Source organism: Streptomyces sp. NPDC028991 (assembly GCF_055564775.1).
Genome location: NZ_JBVHVP010000006.1, coordinates 115,859 through 137,160, shown reverse-complemented (window position 1 = coordinate 137,160; position 21,302 = coordinate 115,859). Strand labels below are relative to the sequence as shown.

The following is a 21,302-nucleotide window of genomic DNA, read 5'->3' as shown; positions in this document are numbered from 1 at the left end:
GCGCGGAGATAGCGCTCGGCGGCTCATACGTTCATACTGAACCCGTTTGTCTCTGACCGCTTTCATTCGTAGGAAGCACCAATAAGGCCGTGGGGGAACCTGTTGGTGATGAGGTCCCGCATGTCCACCTCGGCCTCCGCCAAGGTCCCCCCGTCCCCCGAGTCGCCCGAAGACAGGCGGCCCCCTCAGAACGGCCTCGACCGCTACTTCAGGATCTCCGAGCGCGGCAGCACGCTGCCCCGTGAGATCCGGGGCGGTTTCGCCACCTTCTTCGCGATGGCCTACATCATCGTGCTGAACCCGATCATCCTGGGCAGCGCGAAGGACATGTACGGCCACCAGCTCGACAACGGTCAGCTGGTCACCGCGACCGCCCTGACGGCGGCGTTCACCACGCTCCTGATGGGCGTCATCGGCAACGTCCCGATCGCGCTCGCCGCCGGTCTCGGCGTGAACTCCGTCGTCGCCCTCCAGCTCGCCCCGCGGATGTCCTGGCCGGACGCCATGGGCATGGTGGTGCTGGCCGGTTTCATCGTCATGCTGCTGGTCGCAACCGGCCTGCGCGAGCGGGTGATGAACGCCGTGCCCTACGGCCTGCGCAAGGCCATCGCCATCGGTATCGGCCTGTTCATCATGCTGATCGGCCTGGTCGACTCGGGGTTCGTCACCCGGATGCCGGACGCCGCCCAGACCACCGTGCCCCTCCAGCTGGGCACCGGCGGTCATCTGCTCGGCTGGCCGGTGCTGGTCTTCGCCCTCGGTGTGCTGCTGACCCTGGCGCTGATCGTCCGCAGGACCCCTGGCGCGATCCTGATCTCCATCGTCGTGATGACCGTCCTCGCGATGATCATCAACGCGGTCGCGGACATCCCTTCCTGGGGACTGACCACCCCGGAGTGGCCCGGCAACCCCGTCGCCACCCCCGACTTCGGCCTGGTCGGAGAGGTCAGCCTGTTCGGCGGGTTCGGGAAGGTCGGCCTCCTGACCGGCGTGCTGTTCGTCTTCACCGTCCTGCTGTCGTGCTTCTTCGACGCCATGGGCACGATCATGGCCGTCAGCGACGAGGCGAAGCTGACCGACGCCCAGGGCCAGATGCCGGGCATCAACAAGGTCCTCTTCGTCGACGGCGTCGCGGTCGCCGCGGGCGGTGCCAGCTCCGCCTCGGCCACGACCTGCTTCGTGGAGTCCACGGCCGGCGTCGGCGAGGGCGCGCGCACCGGGTTCGCGAACATCGTCACCGGCGCGCTCTTCGCCATGGCGCTGTTCCTCACGCCGGTCGCGACGATGGTCCCGTCCCAGGCGGCCACGCCGGCGCTGGTCGCGGTCGGCTTCCTGATCCTGGCCGGCTCGATCCGGGAGATCGACTGGGCCGACTTCACGATCGCCGTCCCGGCCTTCGTGACGATGCTGATGATGCCGTTCACCTACTCGATCACCAACGGCATCGGCATGGGCTTCATCACCTTCTCGGTGCTGCGCCTGGCGGCCGGGCGGGGCCGGGAGGTCCCGGTCACGATGTACGTGGTGTCGGCGGTGTTCGCCTTCTACTACCTGATGCCGGCCCTGGGTCTCACCTGACCGGTGGGGCTCACGTGACCCCGTAGAACCGTTCCGTCTCCTCCACGGCGGACTGGAACCGCTCGTCGAAGTCATCCCGAATGAGCGTCCGGACGACATAGTCCTGGACGCTCATTCCCCTTTTCGCCGCATGGTGCCGGAGCCGGTCGAGCAGCTCCCCGTCCATCCGCAGGCTGAGCACGCTGGTCCCCATGAGCACGAGGGTCGCCCCCACCGACCGGGTGATGCTCCGATTTCCGGAAGCAGCTCACTCGTACGGGTGAAGTCCCGTTTTCGGTGGCGGGTGTCACGGGCACGCGGTTGGTTGAGCGGTGGTATTTCGCGAGACTAATGAGTTACGCTAAGGAACATGCCGGACCTCAAGCATGGCGACGACGCCGCCGCCGTGAACTCCCTGCGCTCCGCCGTGATGCGGTTGTCCCGTCGGCTCAAGCACCAGCGGGTCGACGAGTCGCTCAGCCCGACCGAGATGTCGGTGCTGGGCACCCTGTCCAACTGCGGCCGTGCGACCCCGGGCGAGCTCGCCCGCAAGGAACACGTCCAGCCGCCCTCGATGACCCGCATCGTGGCGCTCCTGGAGGCGAAGGGGCTGGTCCGGCTGGAGCCGCATCCCGAGGACCGGCGCCAGAAGGTCGTGACGCAGACCGAGCAGGCCGTGGTGATGCTCGAGGAGAGCCGCCGCAAGCGGAACGCGTTCCTGGCCACGCTGGTCGAGGGACTCGACGAGGACGAGTGGGCGAAACTGCGCGCCGCCGCCCCCGTGCTGGAGAAGCTCGCACACCGGTAAGCAGCGATCGCGAGGAGGCGAAACCTTTTGAGTACGGGATCCGGAGCAGCTTCCGCCCCCGCACCTGACGGCCACGACGACCCGACCACCCCCGACGGCCCTCGCAAGACCTCGATGTTCGCCTCCCTGAGGGTCCGGAACTACCGCCTGTTCTTCCTGGGCCAGGTCGTCTCCAACATCGGCACCTGGATGCAGCGCATCGCCCAGGACTGGCTGGTGCTGAGCCTCACCGGCTCCTCGGCCGCCGTCGGCATCACCACCGCCCTGCAGTTCCTGCCGATGCTGCTCTTCGGCCTCTACGGCGGCGTCCTCGTCGACCGCCTGCGCAAGCGCCCCACGCTGCTGGTCACGCAGTCGTCGATGGCCGTGACCGCGCTCTTCCTCGCCGTGCTCACCCTGACCGGCCACGTCCAGGTCTGGCACGTCTACGTCGCCGCCTTCGCGATGGGCCTGGCCACGGTCGTCGACAACCCCGCCCGCCAGTCGTTCGTCGCCGAGCTGGTCGGCCGCGACCAGCTCCAGAACGCGGTCAGCCTCAACTCGGCCAACTTCCAGTCCGCCCGCCTGGTCGGCCCCGCCGTCGCCGGTCTGATGATCACCGGGGTGGGCACCGGCTGGGCGTTCCTCGCCAACGGCCTGTCCTTCGTCGCGCCGCTCGGCTGCCTGCTGCTGATGCGCGCCCGCGAACTGCGTGCCGTCCAGCGAGCCCCGCGCGGCAAGGGACAGCTCCGCGAGGGCCTGCACTACGTCGCCGGACGCCCCGAGCTGATCTGGACCATCGTGCTGGTCGGTTTCATCGGCACCTTCGGTTTCAACTTCCCGGTCTTCCTGTCCGCCTTCGCCGACGACGTCTTCGACGCGGGCGCGGGCGCCTACAGCCTCTTCAACACCCTCATGGCCGTCGGCTCACTCGCCGGTGCCCTGCTCGCCGCCCGGCGCGGCACGGCCCGGCTGCGCGTCCTGATCGCGGCGGCGCTCGCCTTCGGCGCCCTGGAGATGGTGGCGGCGACGGCACCCGAGCTGTGGCTGTTCGCGCTGCTGATGGTCCCGATAGGCGTCTTCAGCATGACGGTCAACGTCACGGCCAACACCAGCATCCAGATGTCCACCGACCCGGCCATGCGGGGCCGTGTGATGGCCCTGTACATGATGGTCTTCCTCGGCGGCTCCCCGGTCGGCGCCCCGATCGTCGGCTGGGTCACGGACACCTACGGCGCCCGGGCCGGGTTCGCCGCGGGCGGCGCCGTGGCCGCGACGGCCGCGATCGTCATCGGCCTGGTCCTGGCCCGCGTCGGCAACCTGCGCCTGTCGGTCGGCTGGCACCGCGGGCATCCGCGGGTGCGGTTCGTGCCGCGGGAGCGGCGCGAGGAGCTGGCGCCGGCGGCGTAGCCGGCCCCGGGCGGTCGCGGGGAGGCCGTCGGCCCTGTCCCAGGGGGAGACTGACCGGCATGAGACTGTTCGCCGCCGTACTGCCCCCGAAGGACGTCACCGCCGCCCTCGCCGCCGAGGTGGCCGCGCTGCGGAAGCTGCCCGGCGCGGACGGGCTGCGCTGGACCGGCCGCCCGGGGTGGCACTTCACACTGGCCTTCTACGGTGAGGTCGACGACGACCTCGTACCGGACCTGTCGGCCCGCCTGGAGCGAGCAGCGCACCGCACCGCCCCCTTCGAGCTGGCGCTGCGCGGCGGCGGTCAGTTCGGGCACGGGCGGGCCCTGTGGGCGGGGGCGGAGGGCGATCTCGCCACTCTGAGGCTGCTGGCCGGCCGGGCGGAGGCGGCGGCGCGCAAGGCCGGCGTCCCGATGGGGGAGCACCGCCGCTACAAGCCCCACCTGACGGTCGCCCGCAGCCGGGAGGCGTTCGACGTACGTCCCTACGTCGAGGCGCTGGAAGGCTTCACCAGCCGGAGCTGGACCGTGGGCGACCTGGCGCTGGTGCGCAGCCGCCTGCCCGGGTCCGGGGTGCCGGGCGAGCAGCCCCGTTACGAGACGGTCGCCCGCAGCCCGCTCGGCGCCTCCGGTTAGGCTCGGGGACGTGGACCCGAAGACCCGTAACCGGATCATGGCCGGTGTGCTCGTACTGATGCTCGTGGTGGTGGCGGTGGCGGCGGCACTCGGCTGAACGGCCGTCAGGTGGCCGCCGCCCCGTTCACGCCCGCTACCAGGCGAACGCCTCCGGCGACGGGCCCGGGCCCGGGAAGATCTCGTCCAGCCCGGTCAGCAGCTCCTGCGACAGCTCCAGCTCCACGGCCCGCAGCGCCGACGCGAGCTGCTCCGCGGTGCGCGGGCCGACGATCGGGCCGGTCACGCCGGGCCGGGTCAGCAGCCAGGCCAGCGCGGCCTCGCCGGGCTCGATGCCGTGCTTGTCGAGCAGGTCCTCGTAGGCCTGGACCTGGGCGCGGCCCGCGGGGTCGGCCAGGGTGTCGGCCGCCCGCCCGGAGGCACGTCGTCCGCCCTGGACCTCCTTCCTGATGACCCCGCCGAGCAGCCCGCCGTGCAGCGGCGACCAGGGGATGACGCCGAGCCCGTAGTCTCGCGCGGCCGGGATGACCTCCATCTCGGCGCGGCGCTCGGCGAGGTTGTACAGGCACTGCTCGCTGACCAGCCCGATGGTGCCGCCGCGCCGGGCGGCGGTCTCGTTGGCCTGGGCGATCTTGTAGCCGGGGAAGTTCGAGGACCCGGCGTAGAGGATCTTGCCCTGCTGGACCAGTACGTCGACGGCCTGCCAGATCTCGTCGAATCCGGCGGCGCGGTCGATGTGGTGGAACTGGTACAGGTCGATGCGGTCGGTCCGGAGCCGCTTGAGGCTGGCGTCGACCGCCCGCCGGATGTTCACCGCGGACAGCTTGTCGTGGTTGGGCCACGCCTCGCCGTCGGCTGCCATGTTGCCGTACACCTTGGTGGCGAGGACGGTCTTGTCGCGCCGGTCGCCGCCCTTGGCGAACCAGTTGCCGATGATCTCCTCGGTACGGCCCTTGTTCTCGCCCCAGCCGTACACGTTGGCGGTGTCGAAGAAGTTGATGCCGGCGTCCAGCGCCGCGTCCATGATGGCGTGGCTGTCGGCCTCGTCGGTCTGCGGGCCGAAGTTCATGGTCCCGAGGACGAGCCGGCTGACCTTGAGTCCTGTGCGTCCGAGCTGCGTGTACTTCATGGCCCCAAGCCAACGACTTGGAGTGCGCTCCAGGCAAGCGGGGCGGGTGGTCAGTTGCGGGGAAAGACGTCGGTCCTGAGAGTGAGGCCGAGGACGGTGCCGGTGAGATCCAGCTCCTCCCCGGCTGACCCAACGACGAGTACAGCCGCGCGGTACAACGATACGCACGGCGACCAGGGCACGGGAGAGCGTGCATATGCCAGAACGCCACCTGGTCCGGGAGATCCGGGCCGCGTCCTACGAGGCGGCGGCGTAGGGCCCGCCCAGCCCCCACTCCTCGTCCATCGCCTCCGCGAACGCCTCCGCGATCTTGTGCTCGCCGCTCTCGTTCGGATGTGTGCCGTCGTACGTGTCCGTGTGGAAGTCGTACGACACCGGCGGCGGTACGAGGAGCAGCGAGGAGCCCGGTTCGTCGAGGCCGGCGATCGTCTTGGCCAGGAGTTCGTTGAAGCGGTGGACCTGCTCGGCGAAGGTCTCGTCGGCCTCCACCCGGATGTTCGGGATCACCGGCATCACGGCCATGCGCACGCGCGGGTTCGCCGAGCGTGCCTCGGACACGAAGGCCCGGACGTTGTCGGCGGTCTGCTCCGCGTTCGTGTAGAAGCCGAGGTCGATCAGGCCCAGGGAGACCAGGAGCACGTTCGCGCGGCAGGCCCGTACCGTCTCGCCGATCAGCGGGGCCATGTGGTGCCAGCCCTCGCCCCAGCCGGCCAGGTGGGCGCGGGGGAAGCCGGGGTCGGCGTAGGCGTACGAGGTGGGGGCGTCCGTCGACTGGTCGTGCAGCGTCTCGCGGGGGCCGACGAACGTGAACGGGCGGCCGTAGGAGTCGCGCAGGTGCTGCCACATCCGGTAGCGCCACGTGTGTTCGCCGGCGCTCCCGATCGTCATGGAGTCACCGACGAACATGAACCTGAGCATCCGCTCATCATGGACGATCCGCCTGGTCGGCGCGATGTGAGCCCGGCCACCCGGGCAGGCCCGCAGCCTGAACGCCCGTGCGGGATGGCAGGCTTGGCGCATGCGCCGATCCTTCGCCCTCCTCGCCTCGGCCCTTCTCGTGGGCGCGTTCGCCGCGCCCGCCTCCGCCGCCGACGGGGACGGCGGGAGCGACGGCTTCACGATCAAGGACCCGCGCATCACCGAGTCCAGCGGCCTCGCCGCCTCCCGACTGCACCCCGGCGTCTACTGGACCCACAACGACCAGGACAACGGGCCCTACCTCTACGCCGTGGACGGCTCCACCGGTGAGACCGTCGCCCGCGTCGCGCTCTCCGGCGTCGGCACGCCCCGGGACGTCGAGGCGGTCTCCATCGGGCCGGACAACCGGATCTTCGTCGGCGACATCGGCGACAACCTCGGCGGCACCTGGCCCCACGTGTGGATCTACGAGCTGCCCGAGCCGAAGGAACTGAAGGACCAGACGGTCGAGGCGACGCAGTACGTCGTGAAGTACGCGGACGGCGCCCGCGACGCCGAGTCGATGGCCGTCCACCCGAAGACCGGGCGGGTCTACCTCATCGACAAGAACGAGGACGGCGGGCACCTGTACGAGGGCCCGGCGAAGCTGTCCTCCTCCGGCACCAACGTCTTCCGGCGTGCCGCTCCCGTCGAGCTCTGGGCCACCGACGCGGCCTTCTCCCCGGACGGCGAACGGCTCGCCGTGCGCGGCTACCTCGGGGGCATCTGGTACGAGTGGAACGGCGGGAAGATCCAGCGCAAGGGGCGGATCAGCGTGCCGCTCGGGCAGGGCGAGTCCGTCACGTACACCACCGACGGTGAGAAGCTGCTGCTCGGAATGGAAGGCGCGGGCAGTCCCGTGAAGGCCGAGAACGCGCCCGGGGGCGGCGGCGGGTCGTCGGGGGGCGGCTCCGACGCCTCCGGCGAGGACTCCGCAGGGGCGGACGGTCCGGGCGGGGACACGCTCAAGGTCGGGGCGGTCGGGCTGATCGTCGCGTGCGCCGCCGTGTTCTTCGGGCTACGACGGCTCTTCCGCCGCCGCTGATCCGCCGGCCGCGCGCCGCGCGGCCACCAGCACTTCCAGCCCGTCCAGGATGCGCTGCAGCCCGAACTCGAAGTGGTCGAAGCCGGCGCCGAACGCGTCCTCGGTGAGGGAGGCCAGGACGGGGTAGCGCCCGCTGGTCATGGCTTTGACCAGCACCGGCTCCTGGGCCTCCCAGAACTGCGCGTCCGTCAGTCCGGAGGTGCGCTCGGCCTCCTCCGCGTACACCTGCGTGCGGGCGGCTCCGACGACGTACCCGTCGATCATGATGATCGCCGACACCAGCTCGGGGTCGGTCAGGCCCATCGGTCTGATCCGGGTGAGCACCTTCTCCATGCCGTCCAGCGCGCTCGGGCCGAGGATCGGGCGGGACTGGTTGACCTCCAGCAGCCAGGTGTGGCGGCGGTAGAGGGCGAGGGTGGCGCGGCCGAGTGCCTCCAGTGCCGAGCGCCAGTCGCCGTCGCCGAGGTCGCCGGGGTTCTCGGACGGGCGCTGTACGCGGTCCAGCATCAGGTCGATCAGCTCACCCTTGCCCGGGACGTAGCGGTAGAGGGACATGGTTCCGGTGCCCAGCTCGGTGGCGATCCGGCGCATCGAGACCGCGCCGAGTCCGTCCCGGTCCGCGACCTCGACGGCGACCTCCACGATCCGCTCCAGCGTCAGGCCCGGTTTGGGCCCCCGGCTGGGCCGTCGGCCGGTGTCCCACAACAGGTCGAGGGTGCGGCCGATGTCACCGCTGCCGCTGGTCTCCGTACCGCTTGCCATGAGGTCAGTCTAAGTCCGCGAGAAAAAACTGGGTACGGTGTACGCGTAATCGGGTACGGTGTACTCAGTTAGGGAGCGAGAGGGGGTCCCATGAGCGACGCATACGACGCATACGCGGTACGGGCCGAGGGCCTGGAGAAGCGTTACGGCGAGAAACGCGCCCTCGACGGCTTCGATCTGGCCGTGCGCGAGGGCACCGTGCACGGCCTGCTCGGGCCGAACGGCGCGGGCAAGACCACCGCCGTGCGCATCCTGTCCACGCTGGCCCGGCTGGACGGGGGACGGGCCGAGGTGGCGGGCCTGGACGTCGCCCGGCAGCCGCGCGAGGTACGGGCGCGGATCGGCCTCACCGGGCAGTACGCGGCCGTGGACGAGGTGCTCACCGGCCGGCAGAACCTGGAGATGTTCGGGCGCCTGTTCCACCTGGGCGGCAGGCGGGCCCGTGCCCGCGCCGTCGAGCTGCTGGAGCGGTTCGACCTGGCCGACGCCGCCGACCGGGGCGTCGGCAAGTACAGCGGCGGCATGCGGCGCCGCCTCGATCTCGCCGCGTCGATGATTCTCGCTCCGGCCGTGCTGTTCCTGGACGAGCCGACGACGGGTCTCGACCCCCGCGGTCGCGGCGAGGTCTGGGAGTCCGTCCGCGCGCTGGTGGCGAGCGGCACGACCGTGCTGCTGACCACGCAGTACCTGGAGGAGGCCGACAAGCTCGCCTCGCACATCACGGTCATCGACCAGGGCAGGTCCATCGCCGACGACACCCCGGACGGCCTGAAGAACCTGGTCGGCGGCGACCGCGTCGAGGTGGTGGTCGCCGAACGGGCCGAGATGCCGCGGGCGGTGAAGGTGGTCGCCCGCGTCTGCGACGGCGAACCCGAGGCCGACGAGGAGGCGCTGCGCGTGCACGCACCCGTCACCGACCGGGTGTCCGCGCTGACCGAGGTGGCGCGCACGCTCCAGGACGAGGGCGTCCGGGTGGAGGACATCGGACTGCGCAGGCCGAGCCTCGACGACGTGTTCCTGCGCCTGACCGGTCACCGTACGAGTACGGAGAACTCGAGTGCTGAGAAGCCGAGTGCGGAAGAGGAGGCGGTGGCGGCATGAGCGCCCTCGACCTGACGACGGCCCCGCGTGAGCGCGGGCGGCTGTACTGGCTGCTCGCCGACTGCGGCAACATCGTCCGCCGCGGCCTGACCCACTACCGGCGCCAGCCCGTCAACATCGCCTGGCAGCTCGGCTTCCCGATCCTGTCCGTCCTCCTCTACGGCTATGTCTTCGGCAGCGCGATGACGGTGCCGGGCGGCGGGGACTACAAGGACTTCCTGATGCCGGGCATGTTCGTGATGACCATGGCGTTCGGCTTCATCAACACCGCGACCGTCGTCGTCTACGACGCCACCAAGGGCGTCATCGACCGTTTCCGCTCCATGCCGATGTCCTCCTCGGCCGTGGTGGCGGGGCGCGGTGTGACCGACCTCGTGGTCGCCTGTGCCGAGCTGGCCATCATGATGCTCACCGCACTGGCCATGGGCTGGCGGCCGGACGGGGGGTGGGGCTTCCTGGGCGCCTTCGGACTGCTGCTGTGGCTGCGGTTCGCGCTGATCTGGATCGGGGTCTGGCTGGGCCTGCTGGTCCCCAACCCGGAAGCGGCGGGCGGCCTGTTCGCGGTGGCGTTCCCGCTGACGATGATCTCCAGCATCTTCGTCGCCCCGCAGCTGATGCCCGACTGGCTGGGCTGGGTGGCCGCGTGGAACCCCATCTCGTCCACGGCGGCGGCGGCCCGCGAGCTGTTCGGCACGCCGGTCGGCGGCGGCGACTCGTGGGTGGAGCAGCACGCGCTGCTGATGGCGGGCGTGTGGCCGGTGATCCTGACGGCGGTCTTCCTGCCACTGGCGGTGCGTCGCTTCCAGCGGCTCAGCAGGTAGGAGCGGGAGAGCGATGAGGGGCGCCCGGCATTCGCCGGGCGCCCCTCATCGTCGTACTGCGGGAGTGCTGATCAGAGCTTCTCGATCACGTAGTCGACGCACTTGGTGAGCGCCTCGACGTCCGCGGGGTCGATCGCCGGGAACATCGCGACGCGCAGCTGGTTGCGGCCGAGCTTGCGGTACGGCTCGGTGTCGACGACGCCGTTGGCGCGCAGCACCTTGGCGACGGCGGCGGCGTCGACCTCGTCCGTGAAGTCGATGGTGCCGATGACCTGCGAACGCTTGGCCGGGTCGGTGACGAACGGGGTGGCGTACTTGGCATCCTCCGCCCAGGCGTACAGGCGGGACGAGGAGTCCTTGGTCCGGCCGGTGGTGAAGTCCAGACCGCCCTGGCCGTTCATCCAGTCGAGCTGCTCGCCCAGCAGGAACAGGGTGGCCAGCGCCGGGGTGTTGTACGTCTGGTTCTTGCGGGAGTTGTCGATCGCGGTCGGCAGGGAGAAGAACTCCGGGACGTGCCGGCCGCTCGCGTGGATCCGCTCGGCGCGCTCGATGGCGGCCGGGGAGAAGACGCCGATCCACAGGCCGCCGTCGGAGGCGAAGGACTTCTGCGGGGCGAAGTAGTAGACGTCGGTCTCGGCGATGTCGACGGGCAGTCCGCCGGCGCCGGAGGTCGCGTCGACCAGCACGAGGGAGCCCTCGTCGGCGCCGGCCACGCGCTTGATGGGCATGGCGACGCCGGTCGAGGTCTCGTTGTGCGTGAACGCGTACACGTCCACGCCGGCCTCGGCACGCGCGTCCGGGTGCGTGCCCGGGTCCGAGGAGACGACGGTCGGCTCGGCCAGCCAGGGGGCGAGCTTGGCCGCCTTGGCGAACTTGGAGGAGAACTCGCCGAAGCTCAGGTGCTGCGACTTGTTCTCGATCAGGCCGTGGGTCGCGACGTCCCAGAACGCGGTGGAGCCGCCGTTGCCGAGGATCACCTCGTAGCCGTCGGGGAGCCGGAACAGCTCGCGGATGCCCTCACGGACCTTGCCGACCAGGTTCTTGACCGGGGCCTGTCGGTGGGAGGTGCCGAGAAGGGACGTACCGGTGGCGGCCAGGGCGTCCAGCGCCTCCACCCGCACCTTGGAGGGACCCGCGCCGAATCGACCGTCCGCGGGCTTGATGTCAGCAGGAATCTGGATCTCAGCCACGAGCCGGAGGGTATCTCCTCGGCGAAACCGGACGGAGACATGTCCGTCCGATGAGACGAGATCTCCGCCGTGCGGACCTGTACCGAGCTACAAGAGCCCATGCTGGATGACATGACCGATCTGGAGGCAGCACTGCGCGGGGCCGTCCGGGGCGAGGTCGGGTTCGACGTCACCGCCCGGGCCCTGACGACGATGGACGCGTCCAACTACCGGCGGGTCCCACTGGGTGTGGTGGCACCGAGGGACGCCGACGACGTGGCGGCGGTACTGGAGGTGTGCCGGGCGCGCGGGGTGCCGGTCGTGGCGCGCGGCGGCGGCACGTCGATCGCGGGTCAGGCGACCGGCACGGGCGTCGTCCTGGACTTCACCCGGCACATGAACCGGCTGGTCTCGCTCGACCGGGAGGCGCGAACGGCCGTCGTCCAGCCGGGGCTCGTCCTCGACCGGCTCCAGCGGGCCGCCGCCCCGCACGGCCTGCGTTTCGGCCCCGACCCGTCCACTCACAGCCGCTGCACGCTCGGCGGAATGATCGGCAACAACTCGTGCGGCTCCCACTCGGTGGCGTGGGGCACGACGGCGGACAGCGTGCGCGAGCTGACGGTGCTCACCGCGCGGGGGCGGCGGCTGCGGCTCGGGCGGGAGTGGGCAGGGGCGCCGGAGGGCCTGCGCGAGCTGGTGGACGGCGACCTGGCACGGCTGCGCACCGGCTTCCCCGACCTGCCCCGCCGTATCTCCGGCTACGCGCTGGACGCCCTGCTGCCGGAGCGGGGCGCGGACGTGGCCCGCTCCTTCTGCGGCTCGGAGGGCACGCTGGGCGTGCTGACCGAGGCGGTGGTCCGGCTGGTCGAGGCACCGCGCGCGCGTGCGCTGGCGGTGCTCGGTTACGCCGACGAGGCCGGGGCGGCGGAGGCGGCGGCCGGGCTGCTGCCGCTCGGGCCGCTGACGGTGGAGGGCATGGCGGTGGACCTGGTGCCGCCGGCGTCCGCGGCCGGGCTGCCCCGGGGCGGGGCGTGGCTGTTCGTGGAGACGGGCGGGGCGTCGGAGGCGGAGGCGCGTGCGCGTGCGGAGGCGGTGGTCCGGGCGGCCGACGTCGTCGACGCGCTGGTGGTGGCCGACCCGGCCGGGCAGCGGGCGCTGTGGCGGATCCGGGAGGACGCGAGCGGGACGGCGACGCGGATGCCGGACGGCTCGGAGGCGTGGCCCGGCTGGGAGGACTGCGCGGTGCCGCCGGTCCGGCTGGGCGCCTATCTGCGGGACTTCCGGGCCCTCCTGTCCGCCCACGGCCTGCGCGGCACGCCGTACGGGCACTTCGGGGACGGCTGCATCCACGTACGCATCGACTTCGACCTGCTGACGGACGCCGGGGTGGCCCGCTTCCGCCGCTTCTCCGAGGAACTGGCCGACCTGGTCGTGGCACACGGAGGGTCCCTCTCCGGGGAACACGGGGACGGCCAGGCGCGGGCGGAGCTGCTGCCGAGGATGTACGGCGATGAGACGGTCGCCCTCTTCGAGCGCGCGAAGGCCGTCTGGGACCCGGACGACCTCCTCAACCCGGGGATGCTGGTCCGCCCGGCGCCGCTCGACGCGAACCTCCGCTTCTCCGTCCTGCCGCGTGAGCCGGTGGACGTGGCGTTCGGATACCCGGCCGACGGCGGCGACTTCTCGGCGGCGGTGCGGCGCTGTGTCGGGGTCGCCAAGTGCCGTACGACGTCGGCGGCGGGCTCCTCGGTCATGTGCCCGTCGTTCCGGGCGACCGGTGCGGAGGAGCACTCCACGCGCGGGCGTGCCCGGCTGCTGCACGAGATGCTCGCCGGTGAGCTGGTGACCGACGGCTGGCGCTCCACGGAGGTCCGGGACGCCCTCGACCTGTGCCTGTCCTGCAAGGGCTGCCGCTCCGACTGCCCGGTCGAGGTCGACATGGCCACGTACAAGGCGGAGTTCCTGCACCACCACTACGCCGGCCGCCGCCGCCCTGCCGCCCACTACGCGATGGGGTGGCTGCCGGTGTGGCTGCGCTGGGCGGCGCGTACGCGTACGGCGCCGGTCGTCAACAGGCTGGCCGCTGTGCGTCCGTTGGCGGCGGTGGCGAAACGGCTGGGCGGGATCGCGGGGGAGCGGGAGGTCCCGCGGCTGGCGGGGGAGACGTTCAGCCGGTGGTGGCGCAGGCGGCGTCCGGGCGCCGGACGGCCCGGGCCCGGGCCGGGGCCGGGGTCGGAGTCCGGTGACCTGGTCGTCCTCTGGCCGGACACCTTCACCGAGCACCTGTCACCGGCCGTGGGCCGGGCGGCCGTACGGGTGCTGGAGGCGGCGGGGCTGCGGGTGGCGCTGCCGCCGACGCTGCGGGGACGTGCCGTGGTCGGCGACGGCACGTCGAAATCGGCGGTCTCTCTCCTGACGGCCCGCCGGGGCCGGGTCTGCTGCGGACTGACGTACGTGTCGACGGGCCAACTGGACCGCGCCCGTGCGGTGATGCGCCGCACGCTGGACCTGATGGCCCCGGTGCTGGAGACCTCGGCGCCGGTCGTCGTCCTGGAACCGAGCTGCGCCGCCGCCCTGCGCACGGACCTGCCGGAGCTGCTGCACGACGACCCGCGGGCGGCTCGACTCGCCGCCCGCGTGGTGACCTTCGCGGAGGCGCTGGAGCGCCATGCCCCCGACTGGACCCCGCCCGCCGTGAACCGCCCGGTCACCGGCCAGACCCACTGCCACCAGCACGCGGTCCTGGGCGACGCGGCCGACCGCCGACTGCGCGAGGCGGCCGGCCTGACCGGCGAGCTGACCGGCGGCTGCTGCGGCCTCGCGGGCAACTTCGGTTTCGAGGACGGCCACTACGAGGTCTCGGCCGCCTGCGCGGAGGACCAGCTGCTCCCGGCGGTGCGCGAGGCACCGGACGGGGGGGTGGTCCTGGCGGACGGCTTCTCCTGCCGGACGCAGCTTGAGCAGTTGGCGGGGGTGCGGGGGCGTCACCTGGCGGAGGTGCTGGCGGACGGGCTGGAGCGGTCCTGAGAAGCGAGGACAGAACCGCCCCGCGTGTCCTCGACGCGCTCAGTTGAGCCCGTTCAGCCTCCGTCCCCGGCTTTCGGCCACGCGCAGCACATCGGCGAGGGCTTCGGTGAGCCGTTCGGCGAGGTAGCGGAGTTCGCCGTGCGGGGCGCGGGGGAGGAGGTCGTGGGCGTGGGCGAGGAGTTCGGCGCCCATGCCGAGCTGTGTGCTCTCGGTGGTGTCCGCCAGCCGGGAGACGGGGCCGCCGTCGTCGTCGGTGATCAGGTAGCAGGGTTTGCCCTCGGGACCGGACCAGGGGAGCAGGCGGGGTTCGCGCGGTTGCGTCATGCTGCCGCCTCCAGCTCGTACGGCGGGTGCGCGAGGAGGTACGGGCGTACGGCCGCCGTCTCGGTGCCGTCGAGGGTGGTGGGCAGGCCGTAGGGACTGCGGTGGGAGGGGAGGAGGGGTACGCGGGTGGCGGCTGGACGAGGAGGTGCGGGGCGTGCGGGCGGGCGCGGGTGGGTGCCTCGGGGTTTGAGCAAGAGGCTCACCCACGCGACGAGGCGGTCGATAGGCTCGGTCATGTCATCAGCTCCGTTGGGTTTGGCTGGTGGCCGCGCCCCCGGACGGCTCCACCCGTCGCGGGGGTCTAGGTTACATGGGCATTCTAGGCATGCTAGGTATCCTCTGTATCGCGTATCGCGCTAAGTATGCTCATCCTGAATTGGTGATCGAGTTTGCTCCGGACATCCCTCGCTGGCGTCAGGTCGCCGAGGTGGTGCGTGGCCGCATCGCCGACGGCACCTACCCGCCGCGTACCCGCGTCCCGTCTGTCGTGCAGCTCACGGCGGAGTTCGGGATCGCCAACGCGACCGCGCACAAGGTCCTGCGGGCACTGCGCGAGGAGGGGCTGACTTACACGGAGCCCGGCCTCGGCTCGTTCGTGGCTCACCGGCCTGATGACAGTGGCGCGGTGCATGACTCCCGAGCTTGATCGCACCCGGCCCGTGTGGCGGCAGGTCGCCGCTGCCATTGAGGCGCGCATCGCGGACGGTACTTATCCCGTTGATGCCCTGGTTCCGTCGGTGGTCGAGTTGTCGACCGAATTCGCCATCGCGGCGTCGACCGCTCAGAAGGCGCTGGCCCACCTGAAAGGGGAAGGGCTGATCCGCGCCGAGGTCGATCTCGGCTCCTTCGTCGACCGCCGGTCGAATGGCGAGGTCGAGGCGTAGCAAGCTGTTCGTGCCGCATGGACTGACCCGACGCACGGCTACCAGAATGCGCGCATGACGAGCCTTGAGGTAACGCCGGAGATCGTGAGGTTCTACAGCGAGACCGCCGATGAGGCGGACCGGCTGAGCAGCACCGCCGACGGGCGTCTGGAGATGGTACGTACGCAGGAGTTGCTGCGTCGCCACCTCCCCTCGCCACCGGCGCGGGTGCTCGACGTCGGTGGCGGCCCCGGGACGCACGCCCGGTGGCTCGTCGAGGACGGGTACGCGGTGCATCTGGTCGACCCGATTCCTCGGCATGTGGAACAGGCCAAGGAATCCGGAGCCACCGTCGAGTTGGGCGACGCCCGGCGCCTCACGGCCGACGACGGCTCCTTCGACGTCGTGCTCATGCTGGGACCCCTCTACCACCTGCCGGAGCGCGCGGATCGGGACCGTGCGCTGGCGGAGGCTCTCCGTGTGCTGAAGCCCGGCGGGCTCCTGGCGGTGGCGGGCATCAACCGGTACGCGTCGCTGTTCGAGCACGCCGCGTACGCCCACCTGCACAAGGACGCGATGCGGGAGAGCATCGGGACCATTCTCACGACCCAGATCCACGACGGGAGGAAGGCGTTCACCACGGCGTACTTCCACACCGGGGAGCAGTTGCGCGACGAGGTCGCGGCGGCGGGCTTCGTGGGCGCGGAGGTGTTCGGGATCGAGGGACCTGCCTGGGCGCTGCTGGCGGCGGCGGAGCGCAACACCGGCCAGTCGTTCCGTGAGTCGAACCTCTTCGAGTCGGTCCTCACCGCTGCCCGTATGGCCGAGCCCCACTCGGATCTGCTGGCGGCGAGTTCGCATCTGCTCGCCGTCGGGCGCCGACCGGCCTGACCCGCCGGAACCGCGCGGGGTGGCCCTCGCGTGATCGTTTCTATGGACGGTTCGGGTGGTCAAGGAGAAGCTCCACGGCGACGTGGCGGCAAGCGCCCCTGGGTGATCGGGGGCGGCGCGGCCGTCGTCGCGTTGGCGGTCGCCGCGGGTGTGGTGGTCGCGAACGACGAGCCGGCCGACGTCGCCGCGCCGCACGGCTGCGGGACCGGCGCCCACGGCACCGCTGCCGCGTCGGCCGCCGCACCCGCGTCGGACCGGCCCGCCCCGGAGGGCGCCGCCGACTTCGACGGCGACGGCAACCCCGACCTGGCCTTCGGCTCGATGGGGAGTGTGCAGGGCGGGAGCGGGGGCGGGAGTATCGAGGTCGCGTACGGGGCGGGGGACGGGACGGGAGTCGGCCGGTGCCAGTACCTGACCCAGGACGATGCCGGGATACCCGGGAAGAACCGCGACGAGGCCTTCTTCGGGTCGGACGTGGTGGCCCGCGACTTCGACGGGGACGGGTACACCGATCTCGCCGCCTCCGTCTTCGACTGGAAGCCGAGCGTGATCGTCATGTGGGGCGCCGAAGGCGGACTGTCGCGCGCCACCCGGGTGCCGGGGACGGACGTCAGTCACGTCGCCTGGGACACCAACCCGATCCTGGACGAGCAACTCGCCGGCGGTGACTTCGACGGGGACGGGCACGCCGACCTGGTCTTCGGGCTCGGCTCCGACAAGGGGCTGCTCAAGGGGCCCTTCGGGCGCGACGGCACCCCTGCCGGGACGGGCCGCGTCCCCGCCCCGCGCCGACCCGCCGCGGACGTCGACACCGCGAACTACGGCGACCTCCTCGCCGGGGACCTCGACGGCGACGGCGTCGACGACCTGGTGAGCTTCCACGACGCCGACACGGGACCCGAGGTGCCCTGGTCCGAAAGGAACCAGCCGGTGAGCTACCTGCGCGGCGGCCGGGACGGCTTCACGCAGCCGGAGGGCACCCGCCTCCCCGACGCGGGGGAGGGGGCGATCGGCGACGTGGACGGCGACGGTTACGGCGACCTGGTCCTCAGCCCTCGGGGCGGCGACGCGAGCCGCAGCTCGGTGACGGTGGTGTACGGGTCGGAGGCCGGGCCCGGGGAGCGGACGACGACCGTCGAACGGGACACCCCGGGCGTGCCCGGCGAGGAACCGCAGGACGAGGACGCCGCCTTCGTCGCCCTGGACACCGGGGACGTCAACGGCGACGGATACGCGGACGTGGTGGCCGGGGCGCCCCGGTGGGACGTGTACGGGGAGCCGGGTCCGGAGCAGGTGCTGTTCCTGGCGGGTGGGCCGGGCGGGCTCAGTGGTGACGGGGCCCGGTTGTTCGACGGGGACGATCTCGGCGCGGCCCCGGGCGGGGACGCCGACTTCGGCGCTTCGGTCGGCCTCACCGACCTGGACGGCGACGGCCGTGCCGACCTCGTGGTGTCCGGGCCGGGCAGCGACACGGTCGACGGCGTCGTGTGGCTGCTGCCCGGCACGGCGGAGGGACCCGCCACCGAGGGCGTCACCCGGCTGTCCGGGGACATCTTCGACGACACCGAGGGGCTGGGCCTGCTGATGGGCGGCGGTGAGATGGCGCTCTAGGCACTCCGCGCCGTGCCATGGGCGATCCGGGGCGATCTAGGACACAGTCTGACCTATACGGCCCCTAGCGTGGTCCTCGACCGACGGAGCAGAACACCGGAAGGCGGAGACCATGAACACTCTCGACGAGTCGACCACCCGTGACCTGACCACCCGTGACCTGACCACCGGCGACCTGACCACCGGCGACCCGACCGAGGCCCCGGCCGTCACCGGTGAGCGCGCCGACCTGCTGGAGATGCTGGCCCACCAACGGCACTTCCTGCGCTTCACGACCCGTGACCTCACCGACGAGCAGGCCGGACTCCGGACCACCGCGAGCGAGCTCTGCCTGGGCGGCTTGATCAAGCACGTGTCCTCGGTCGAGCGGGGCTGGGCGAACTTCATCGTGAACGGCCCGTCGGCGATGGGGGACTTCACGACCATGACCGAGGCCGACTGGGCCCAGCGGACCGACGAGTTCCGGATGCTGCCCGGTGAGACGCTGGCCGGGGTCCTGGCCGACTACGCCGAGGCGGCCCGCCGGACCGACGACCTGGTCGCCACGCTGCCCGACCTGGGGGCCACGCAGCCGTTGCCGAAGGCCCCGTGGTTCGAGGCCGACAGGCAGTGGTCGGCCCGCCGGGTGCTGATGCACATCGTCGCCGAGACCGCCCAGCACGCCGGCCACGCCGACATCATCCGCGAGTCCCTGGACGGGGCGAAGAGCATGGGCTGACCGGCGGCGTCCGGGTCACTTCGGAAAGCGGTACTTCAGGTGGGTGGCCAGGGGCGTCTCGACGACCCTGATCTGTTCGAGGTCGCGCCGCCCCGGGCCCAGTGCCTCGAAGAGGCGCAGTCCGTCGCCGAGGAGCGCGGGCACCACGTGCAGCTGGAGTTCGTCGACGAGCCCGGCCCCGAGGTACTGCCGCACCGTGCTCGCCCCGCCCCCGATGTCCACGTTCCTGCCCCCGGCGGCGGCCTTCGCCTGCTCCAGGGCGTTGTGGATGCCGTCGGTGACGAAGGTGAAGGTGGTGCCGCCCTCCTTGACGAGGGTCGGGCGGGGGCGGTTGGTGAGGACGAAGACCGGGGTGCGGAAGGGCGGATCGTCGCCCCAGAACTCCTCGCCCATGTCGTACATCGTCCGGCCCATGACCACCGCCCCGGTGGCGTCGAACCACTCACGGACCAGTTCGGAGTCGCGGTTCTCCACCCCGCCGGTCATGCCCTGGCGCTCCCGCCAGCTCGCCAGGGTGTGGATCCACTCGAAGATCGGCTCGGCGCCGTCGCCTCCCGGGTTGTCGAGGGTGACGTTCGGGCCGGCGACGTATCCGTCGAGGGTGATGGCCAGGTCCGCGGTGACGGTGGTCATGAGGGGTGCTCCTCGGGTGGTGGGTGTGCCTCTTCACTCTTGCGTCGATCGGGGACCGGCGCTTTCGACACACCCGCGCGGGCGATTCAGGGCACCGTCTCGCCCCGCACCAGCGGATGGCACACCGGCTGGACGCCCTCGGGCAGCTCCTCCGGGCGGCACCAGCGGGCCTCCAGGATCTCGAACGGGTCGATGCGCAGTTCGCCGCCCAGCAGACGGGCCTCGTAGGCCACCTCGAGTCGGGTGCGGAAACCGCTGTTCAGCATGACCAGGCGGCCCACCTCCACGTCGAGGTTCGTCTCCTCCCTGACCTCGCGCACCACGGTCTCCCGGAAGTCCTCGCCCTTGCGCGCGAAACCGCTCGGCAGGCCCCACTGGCGGCCCGGCGGCCACATCCGGTGCTTCAGGAGCAGGACCCGCCCCTCGTCGTCGCGCACGACGCCGGTCACGCCGACCACGAACTTGGCGTGCAGGATCCACATGACGCGGCTCTGAACGGGGCGCAGGAGCCGCCAGAGGCGGGCAAGGAGTTGTCGCACGGGACCTCGGGGGATGTGGTGGGGGCGGAACACGGATTCGGGCACGGGACGCGCCATGGGGACCGTACCCGCCGCGGCGGGCGGTCCGTATGACGGACGGAGTTGACCCGGGCGGGCCGAGGGACTCATCGTCAGGTGTGTAAACCTTGCACGGTCCTGTCCGGAGGTCATTACTCTGGACCGGTCGGCGCGACTCCGGAGCGGCCGGCGCGGTGCGATGCGCGGCGCCCGGCAGGAGTTTCGTTCCCCGCGCCAAGACTCAGAGCCCAGACTCGACGCCAAGACCCAGGAAGGCCCCGTGACCACCCCCAGCGCCGCCACCCCGTCAACCCCGGCCGCCGCACCTGTGGCGGGCACCGGGCCCGCCTCCGACCCGGCGGGTACCCCGCGCGGACGGGGTTCCCTGGGGCCGGTCGGCCTGGTCCTCGCCGGTGGTCTCTCCGTGCAGTTCGGCGCAGCGTTGGCGGTGAGCCTCATGCCCCGGGCCGGCGCGCTCGGCGTGGTGACCCTGCGGCTGGCCGTGGCCGCCGTCGTACTGCTGCTCATCTGCCGGCCCCGGCTGCGCGGCCACTCCCGGGCCGACTGGGGCACGGTCGTCGTCTTCGGCATCGCCATGGCCGGCATGAACGGCCTCTTCTACCAGGCCGTCGACCGCATCCCCCTCGGCCCCGCCGTCACCCTGGAGGTGCTCGGCCCGCTCGCCCTCTCCGTCTTCGCCTCCCGCCGCGCGGTCAACCTGGTCTGGGCCGCGCTCGCCCTGGCCGGCGTCTTCCTCCTCGGTGGCGGCGGCTTCGACAGCCTCGACCCGGCCGGCGTCGCCTTCGCGCTGGGGGCGGGCGCGATGTGGGCGGCGTACATCGTCTTCAGCGCGCGTACGGGGCGCCGCTTCCCGCAGGCCGACGGGCTGGCCCTCGCCATGGCGGTCGGGGCGGTGCTGTTCCTGCCGCTGGGCATCGCCGAGTCGGGCGGCAAGCTCCTCGACCCGATGACACTGGCGCTGGGCGCCGGGGTCGCCCTGCTCTCCTCCGTCCTGCCCTACACCCTCGAACTCCTCGCCCTGCGCCGCCTGCCCGCGCCCACCTTCGCCATCCTCATGAGCCTGGAGCCCGCCATCGCCGCGGCGGCCGGTTTCCTCATCCTCGACCAGGCCCTGTCCGCCACCCAGTCCGCCGCCATCGCCCTGGTCATCGCGGCCAGCATGGGCGCGGTGCGTACGCAGGTGGGGCGGCGCCGGGTGAAGGCGCTCCCGGACATGCCGTAGCGGCCGCGACCGCCCCCGGCCCGACCCATGGTCATCCGCAACGCATAGGCTGCGGACCTGGTCATCTC

The 21,302-nt window shown here is 71.8% G+C and carries 23 protein-coding genes; 14 read left to right on the top strand and 9 right to left on the bottom strand.

Going from position 1 to position 21,302, the window contains the following annotated elements; translation table 11 throughout:
- The first annotated feature begins 120 nt into the window (after nt 1-120).
- Complete coding sequence (locus ACZ4V1_RS15600) at nt 121-1,578, top strand: NCS2 family permease (RefSeq protein ID WP_468335167.1); 1,458 nt, start codon at nt 121-123, stop codon at nt 1,576-1,578.
- 10 nt (nt 1,579-1,588) lie between these two features.
- Here the strand turns inward: ACZ4V1_RS15600 and ACZ4V1_RS15595 are convergent, their stop codons facing one another.
- The gene (locus ACZ4V1_RS15595; RefSeq protein ID WP_468335691.1) at nt 1,589-1,777 is read right to left on the bottom strand and encodes a ribbon-helix-helix protein, CopG family; all 189 of its coding nucleotides are present in this window, start codon (nt 1,775-1,777) and stop codon (nt 1,589-1,591) included.
- Nucleotides 1,778-1,927: 150 nt separating this feature from the next.
- Between ACZ4V1_RS15595 and ACZ4V1_RS15590 the strand changes: the two genes are divergently transcribed.
- The 3 genes from ACZ4V1_RS15590 to thpR are packed head-to-tail and all read left to right on the top strand — an operon-like array spanning nt 1,928 to nt 4,386.
- Entirely contained in the window at nt 1,928-2,365 is a 438-nt protein-coding gene (locus ACZ4V1_RS15590) for a MarR family winged helix-turn-helix transcriptional regulator (protein WP_468335164.1), read from the top strand.
- A 27-nt stretch (nt 2,366-2,392) separates the two neighbouring features.
- A complete protein-coding gene (locus ACZ4V1_RS15585; protein WP_468335161.1) occupies nt 2,393-3,754 on the top strand; it encodes an MFS transporter in 1,362 nt (453 codons plus the stop codon).
- Between the two features lie 59 nt (nt 3,755-3,813).
- Nucleotides 3,814-4,386, top strand: coding sequence for an RNA 2',3'-cyclic phosphodiesterase (gene thpR / locus ACZ4V1_RS15580; RefSeq protein WP_468335158.1), 573 nt, complete (start codon nt 3,814-3,816; stop codon nt 4,384-4,386).
- A gap of 133 nt (nt 4,387-4,519) precedes the next feature.
- Here thpR and ACZ4V1_RS15575 read toward each other — a convergent pair whose 3' ends face one another.
- Together ACZ4V1_RS15575 and ACZ4V1_RS15570 are read right to left on the bottom strand one after the other, a co-directional pair.
- The gene (locus ACZ4V1_RS15575; protein WP_468335155.1) at nt 4,520-5,512 is read right to left on the bottom strand and encodes an aldo/keto reductase; all 993 of its coding nucleotides are present in this window, start codon (nt 5,510-5,512) and stop codon (nt 4,520-4,522) included.
- Nucleotides 5,513-5,749: 237 nt separating this feature from the next.
- Entirely contained in the window at nt 5,750-6,430 is a 681-nt protein-coding gene (locus ACZ4V1_RS15570) for an SGNH/GDSL hydrolase family protein (protein WP_468335152.1), read from the bottom strand.
- A gap of 100 nt (nt 6,431-6,530) precedes the next feature.
- On the opposite strand from ACZ4V1_RS15570, the gene ACZ4V1_RS15565 reads away from it, so the two are divergent.
- Nucleotides 6,531-7,514 (top strand): WD40 repeat domain-containing protein, encoded by a 984-nt coding sequence (locus tag ACZ4V1_RS15565; protein WP_468335149.1) that lies wholly within the window; start codon nt 6,531-6,533, stop codon nt 7,512-7,514.
- On the opposite strand, the gene ACZ4V1_RS15560 is transcribed toward ACZ4V1_RS15565, so the two are convergent.
- Complete coding sequence (locus ACZ4V1_RS15560) at nt 7,488-8,276, bottom strand: TetR/AcrR family transcriptional regulator (protein ID WP_468335145.1); 789 nt, start codon at nt 8,274-8,276, stop codon at nt 7,488-7,490. The two genes, ACZ4V1_RS15565 and ACZ4V1_RS15560, sit on opposite strands and share 27 nt — an antisense overlap.
- Nucleotides 8,277-8,366: 90 nt before the next feature.
- Between ACZ4V1_RS15560 and ACZ4V1_RS15555 the strand changes: the two genes are divergently transcribed.
- Complete coding sequence (locus ACZ4V1_RS15555; protein ID WP_468335142.1) at nt 8,367-9,377, top strand: ATP-binding cassette domain-containing protein; 1,011 nt, start codon at nt 8,367-8,369, stop codon at nt 9,375-9,377.
- A complete protein-coding gene (locus ACZ4V1_RS15550; protein ID WP_468335139.1) occupies nt 9,374-10,198 on the top strand; it encodes an ABC transporter permease in 825 nt (274 codons plus the stop codon). Before ACZ4V1_RS15555 ends, ACZ4V1_RS15550 begins: the two co-directional genes overlap by 4 nt.
- A gap of 71 nt (nt 10,199-10,269) precedes the next feature.
- Here the strand turns inward: ACZ4V1_RS15550 and serC are convergent, their stop codons facing one another.
- The gene (serC, locus tag ACZ4V1_RS15545; RefSeq protein ID WP_468335136.1) at nt 10,270-11,388 is read right to left on the bottom strand and encodes a phosphoserine transaminase; all 1,119 of its coding nucleotides are present in this window, start codon (nt 11,386-11,388) and stop codon (nt 10,270-10,272) included.
- Nucleotides 11,389-11,499: 111 nt separating this feature from the next.
- Here serC and ACZ4V1_RS15540 point away from each other — a divergent pair, with 111 nt between their 5' ends.
- Nucleotides 11,500-14,394 carry an FAD-binding and (Fe-S)-binding domain-containing protein gene (locus ACZ4V1_RS15540; RefSeq protein ID WP_468335133.1) on the top strand — a complete coding sequence of 965 codons (2,895 nt, stop codon included), beginning with the start codon at nt 11,500-11,502 and terminating at the stop codon, nt 14,392-14,394.
- 39 nt (nt 14,395-14,433) lie between these two features.
- On the opposite strand, the gene ACZ4V1_RS15535 is transcribed toward ACZ4V1_RS15540, so the two are convergent.
- Both ACZ4V1_RS15535 and ACZ4V1_RS15530 read right to left on the bottom strand, forming a co-directional pair.
- Nucleotides 14,434-14,718, bottom strand: a complete 285-nt coding sequence (locus ACZ4V1_RS15535; RefSeq protein WP_468335130.1) for a hypothetical protein — start codon at nt 14,716-14,718, stop codon at nt 14,434-14,436.
- The gene (locus tag ACZ4V1_RS15530; protein ID WP_468335127.1) at nt 14,715-14,954 is read right to left on the bottom strand and encodes a hypothetical protein; all 240 of its coding nucleotides are present in this window, start codon (nt 14,952-14,954) and stop codon (nt 14,715-14,717) included. Before ACZ4V1_RS15530 ends, ACZ4V1_RS15535 begins: the two co-directional genes overlap by 4 nt.
- Before the next feature lie 143 nt (nt 14,955-15,097).
- Here ACZ4V1_RS15530 and ACZ4V1_RS15525 point away from each other — a divergent pair, with 143 nt between their 5' ends.
- The 5 genes from ACZ4V1_RS15525 to ACZ4V1_RS15505 all read left to right on the top strand — a co-directional run bounded on the left by ACZ4V1_RS15525 (nt 15,098) and on the right by ACZ4V1_RS15505 (nt 18,801).
- Entirely contained in the window at nt 15,098-15,364 is a 267-nt protein-coding gene (locus ACZ4V1_RS15525; protein ID WP_386512975.1) for a GntR family transcriptional regulator, read from the top strand.
- Entirely contained in the window at nt 15,348-15,602 is a 255-nt protein-coding gene (locus ACZ4V1_RS15520; protein WP_468335124.1) for a GntR family transcriptional regulator, read from the top strand. The genes ACZ4V1_RS15525 and ACZ4V1_RS15520 overlap by 17 nt, the downstream gene beginning before the upstream one ends.
- A gap of 54 nt (nt 15,603-15,656) precedes the next feature.
- A complete protein-coding gene (locus ACZ4V1_RS15515) occupies nt 15,657-16,472 on the top strand; it encodes a class I SAM-dependent methyltransferase (protein ID WP_468335121.1) in 816 nt (271 codons plus the stop codon).
- 102 nt (nt 16,473-16,574) lie between these two features.
- Nucleotides 16,575-18,083 carry a VCBS repeat-containing protein gene (locus ACZ4V1_RS15510; protein ID WP_468335118.1) on the top strand — a complete coding sequence of 503 codons (1,509 nt, stop codon included), beginning with the start codon at nt 16,575-16,577 and terminating at the stop codon, nt 18,081-18,083.
- A gap of 238 nt (nt 18,084-18,321) precedes the next feature.
- Nucleotides 18,322-18,801 carry a DinB family protein gene (locus ACZ4V1_RS15505; RefSeq protein WP_468335688.1) on the top strand — a complete coding sequence of 160 codons (480 nt, stop codon included), beginning with the start codon at nt 18,322-18,324 and terminating at the stop codon, nt 18,799-18,801.
- Nucleotides 18,802-18,816: 15 nt separating this feature from the next.
- Here the strand turns inward: ACZ4V1_RS15505 and ACZ4V1_RS15500 are convergent, their stop codons facing one another.
- Together ACZ4V1_RS15500 and ACZ4V1_RS15495 are read right to left on the bottom strand one after the other, a co-directional pair.
- A complete protein-coding gene (locus tag ACZ4V1_RS15500) occupies nt 18,817-19,434 on the bottom strand; it encodes a dihydrofolate reductase family protein (RefSeq protein ID WP_468335115.1) in 618 nt (205 codons plus the stop codon).
- An 86-nt stretch (nt 19,435-19,520) separates the two neighbouring features.
- Nucleotides 19,521-19,973 (bottom strand): NUDIX hydrolase, encoded by a 453-nt coding sequence (locus tag ACZ4V1_RS15495; RefSeq protein ID WP_468335111.1) that lies wholly within the window; start codon nt 19,971-19,973, stop codon nt 19,521-19,523.
- 298 nt (nt 19,974-20,271) lie between these two features.
- On the opposite strand from ACZ4V1_RS15495, the gene ACZ4V1_RS15490 reads away from it, so the two are divergent.
- Nucleotides 20,272-21,234 (top strand): EamA family transporter, encoded by a 963-nt coding sequence (locus ACZ4V1_RS15490; RefSeq protein ID WP_468335108.1) that lies wholly within the window; start codon nt 20,272-20,274, stop codon nt 21,232-21,234.
- The last annotated feature ends 68 nt before the right edge of the window (nt 21,235-21,302 follow it).

Bases quoted from the DNA above. Each gene is read 5' to 3' on its own strand.
- ACZ4V1_RS15570 (WP_468335152.1), bottom strand. From the start codon at position 6,430: ATGCTCAGGTTCATGTTCGTCGGTGACTCCATGACGATCGGGAGCGCC.
- ACZ4V1_RS15540 (WP_468335133.1), top strand. From the start codon at position 11,500: ATGACCGATCTGGAGGCAGCACTGCGCGGGGCCGTCCGGGGCGAGGTC.
- ACZ4V1_RS15555 (WP_468335142.1), top strand. From the start codon at position 8,367: ATGAGCGACGCATACGACGCATACGCGGTACGGGCCGAGGGCCTGGAG.
- ACZ4V1_RS15535 (WP_468335130.1), bottom strand. From the start codon at position 14,718: ATGACGCAACCGCGCGAACCCCGCCTGCTCCCCTGGTCCGGTCCCGAG.
- ACZ4V1_RS15505 (WP_468335688.1), top strand. From the start codon at position 18,322: ATGCTGGCCCACCAACGGCACTTCCTGCGCTTCACGACCCGTGACCTC.
- ACZ4V1_RS15550 (WP_468335139.1), top strand. From the start codon at position 9,374: ATGAGCGCCCTCGACCTGACGACGGCCCCGCGTGAGCGCGGGCGGCTG.
- ACZ4V1_RS15600 (WP_468335167.1), top strand. From the start codon at position 121: ATGTCCACCTCGGCCTCCGCCAAGGTCCCCCCGTCCCCCGAGTCGCCC.
- ACZ4V1_RS15530 (WP_468335127.1), bottom strand. From the start codon at position 14,954: ATGACCGAGCCTATCGACCGCCTCGTCGCGTGGGTGAGCCTCTTGCTC.
- ACZ4V1_RS15560 (WP_468335145.1), bottom strand. From the start codon at position 8,276: ATGGCAAGCGGTACGGAGACCAGCGGCAGCGGTGACATCGGCCGCACC.
- ACZ4V1_RS15590 (WP_468335164.1), top strand. From the start codon at position 1,928: ATGCCGGACCTCAAGCATGGCGACGACGCCGCCGCCGTGAACTCCCTG.
- thpR (WP_468335158.1), top strand. From the start codon at position 3,814: ATGAGACTGTTCGCCGCCGTACTGCCCCCGAAGGACGTCACCGCCGCC.
- ACZ4V1_RS15520 (WP_468335124.1), top strand. From the start codon at position 15,348: ATGACTCCCGAGCTTGATCGCACCCGGCCCGTGTGGCGGCAGGTCGCC.
- ACZ4V1_RS15515 (WP_468335121.1), top strand. From the start codon at position 15,657: ATGACGAGCCTTGAGGTAACGCCGGAGATCGTGAGGTTCTACAGCGAG.
- ACZ4V1_RS15565 (WP_468335149.1), top strand. From the start codon at position 6,531: ATGCGCCGATCCTTCGCCCTCCTCGCCTCGGCCCTTCTCGTGGGCGCG.
- ACZ4V1_RS15575 (WP_468335155.1), bottom strand. From the start codon at position 5,512: ATGAAGTACACGCAGCTCGGACGCACAGGACTCAAGGTCAGCCGGCTC.
- ACZ4V1_RS15500 (WP_468335115.1), bottom strand. From the start codon at position 19,434: ATGACCACCGTCACCGCGGACCTGGCCATCACCCTCGACGGATACGTC.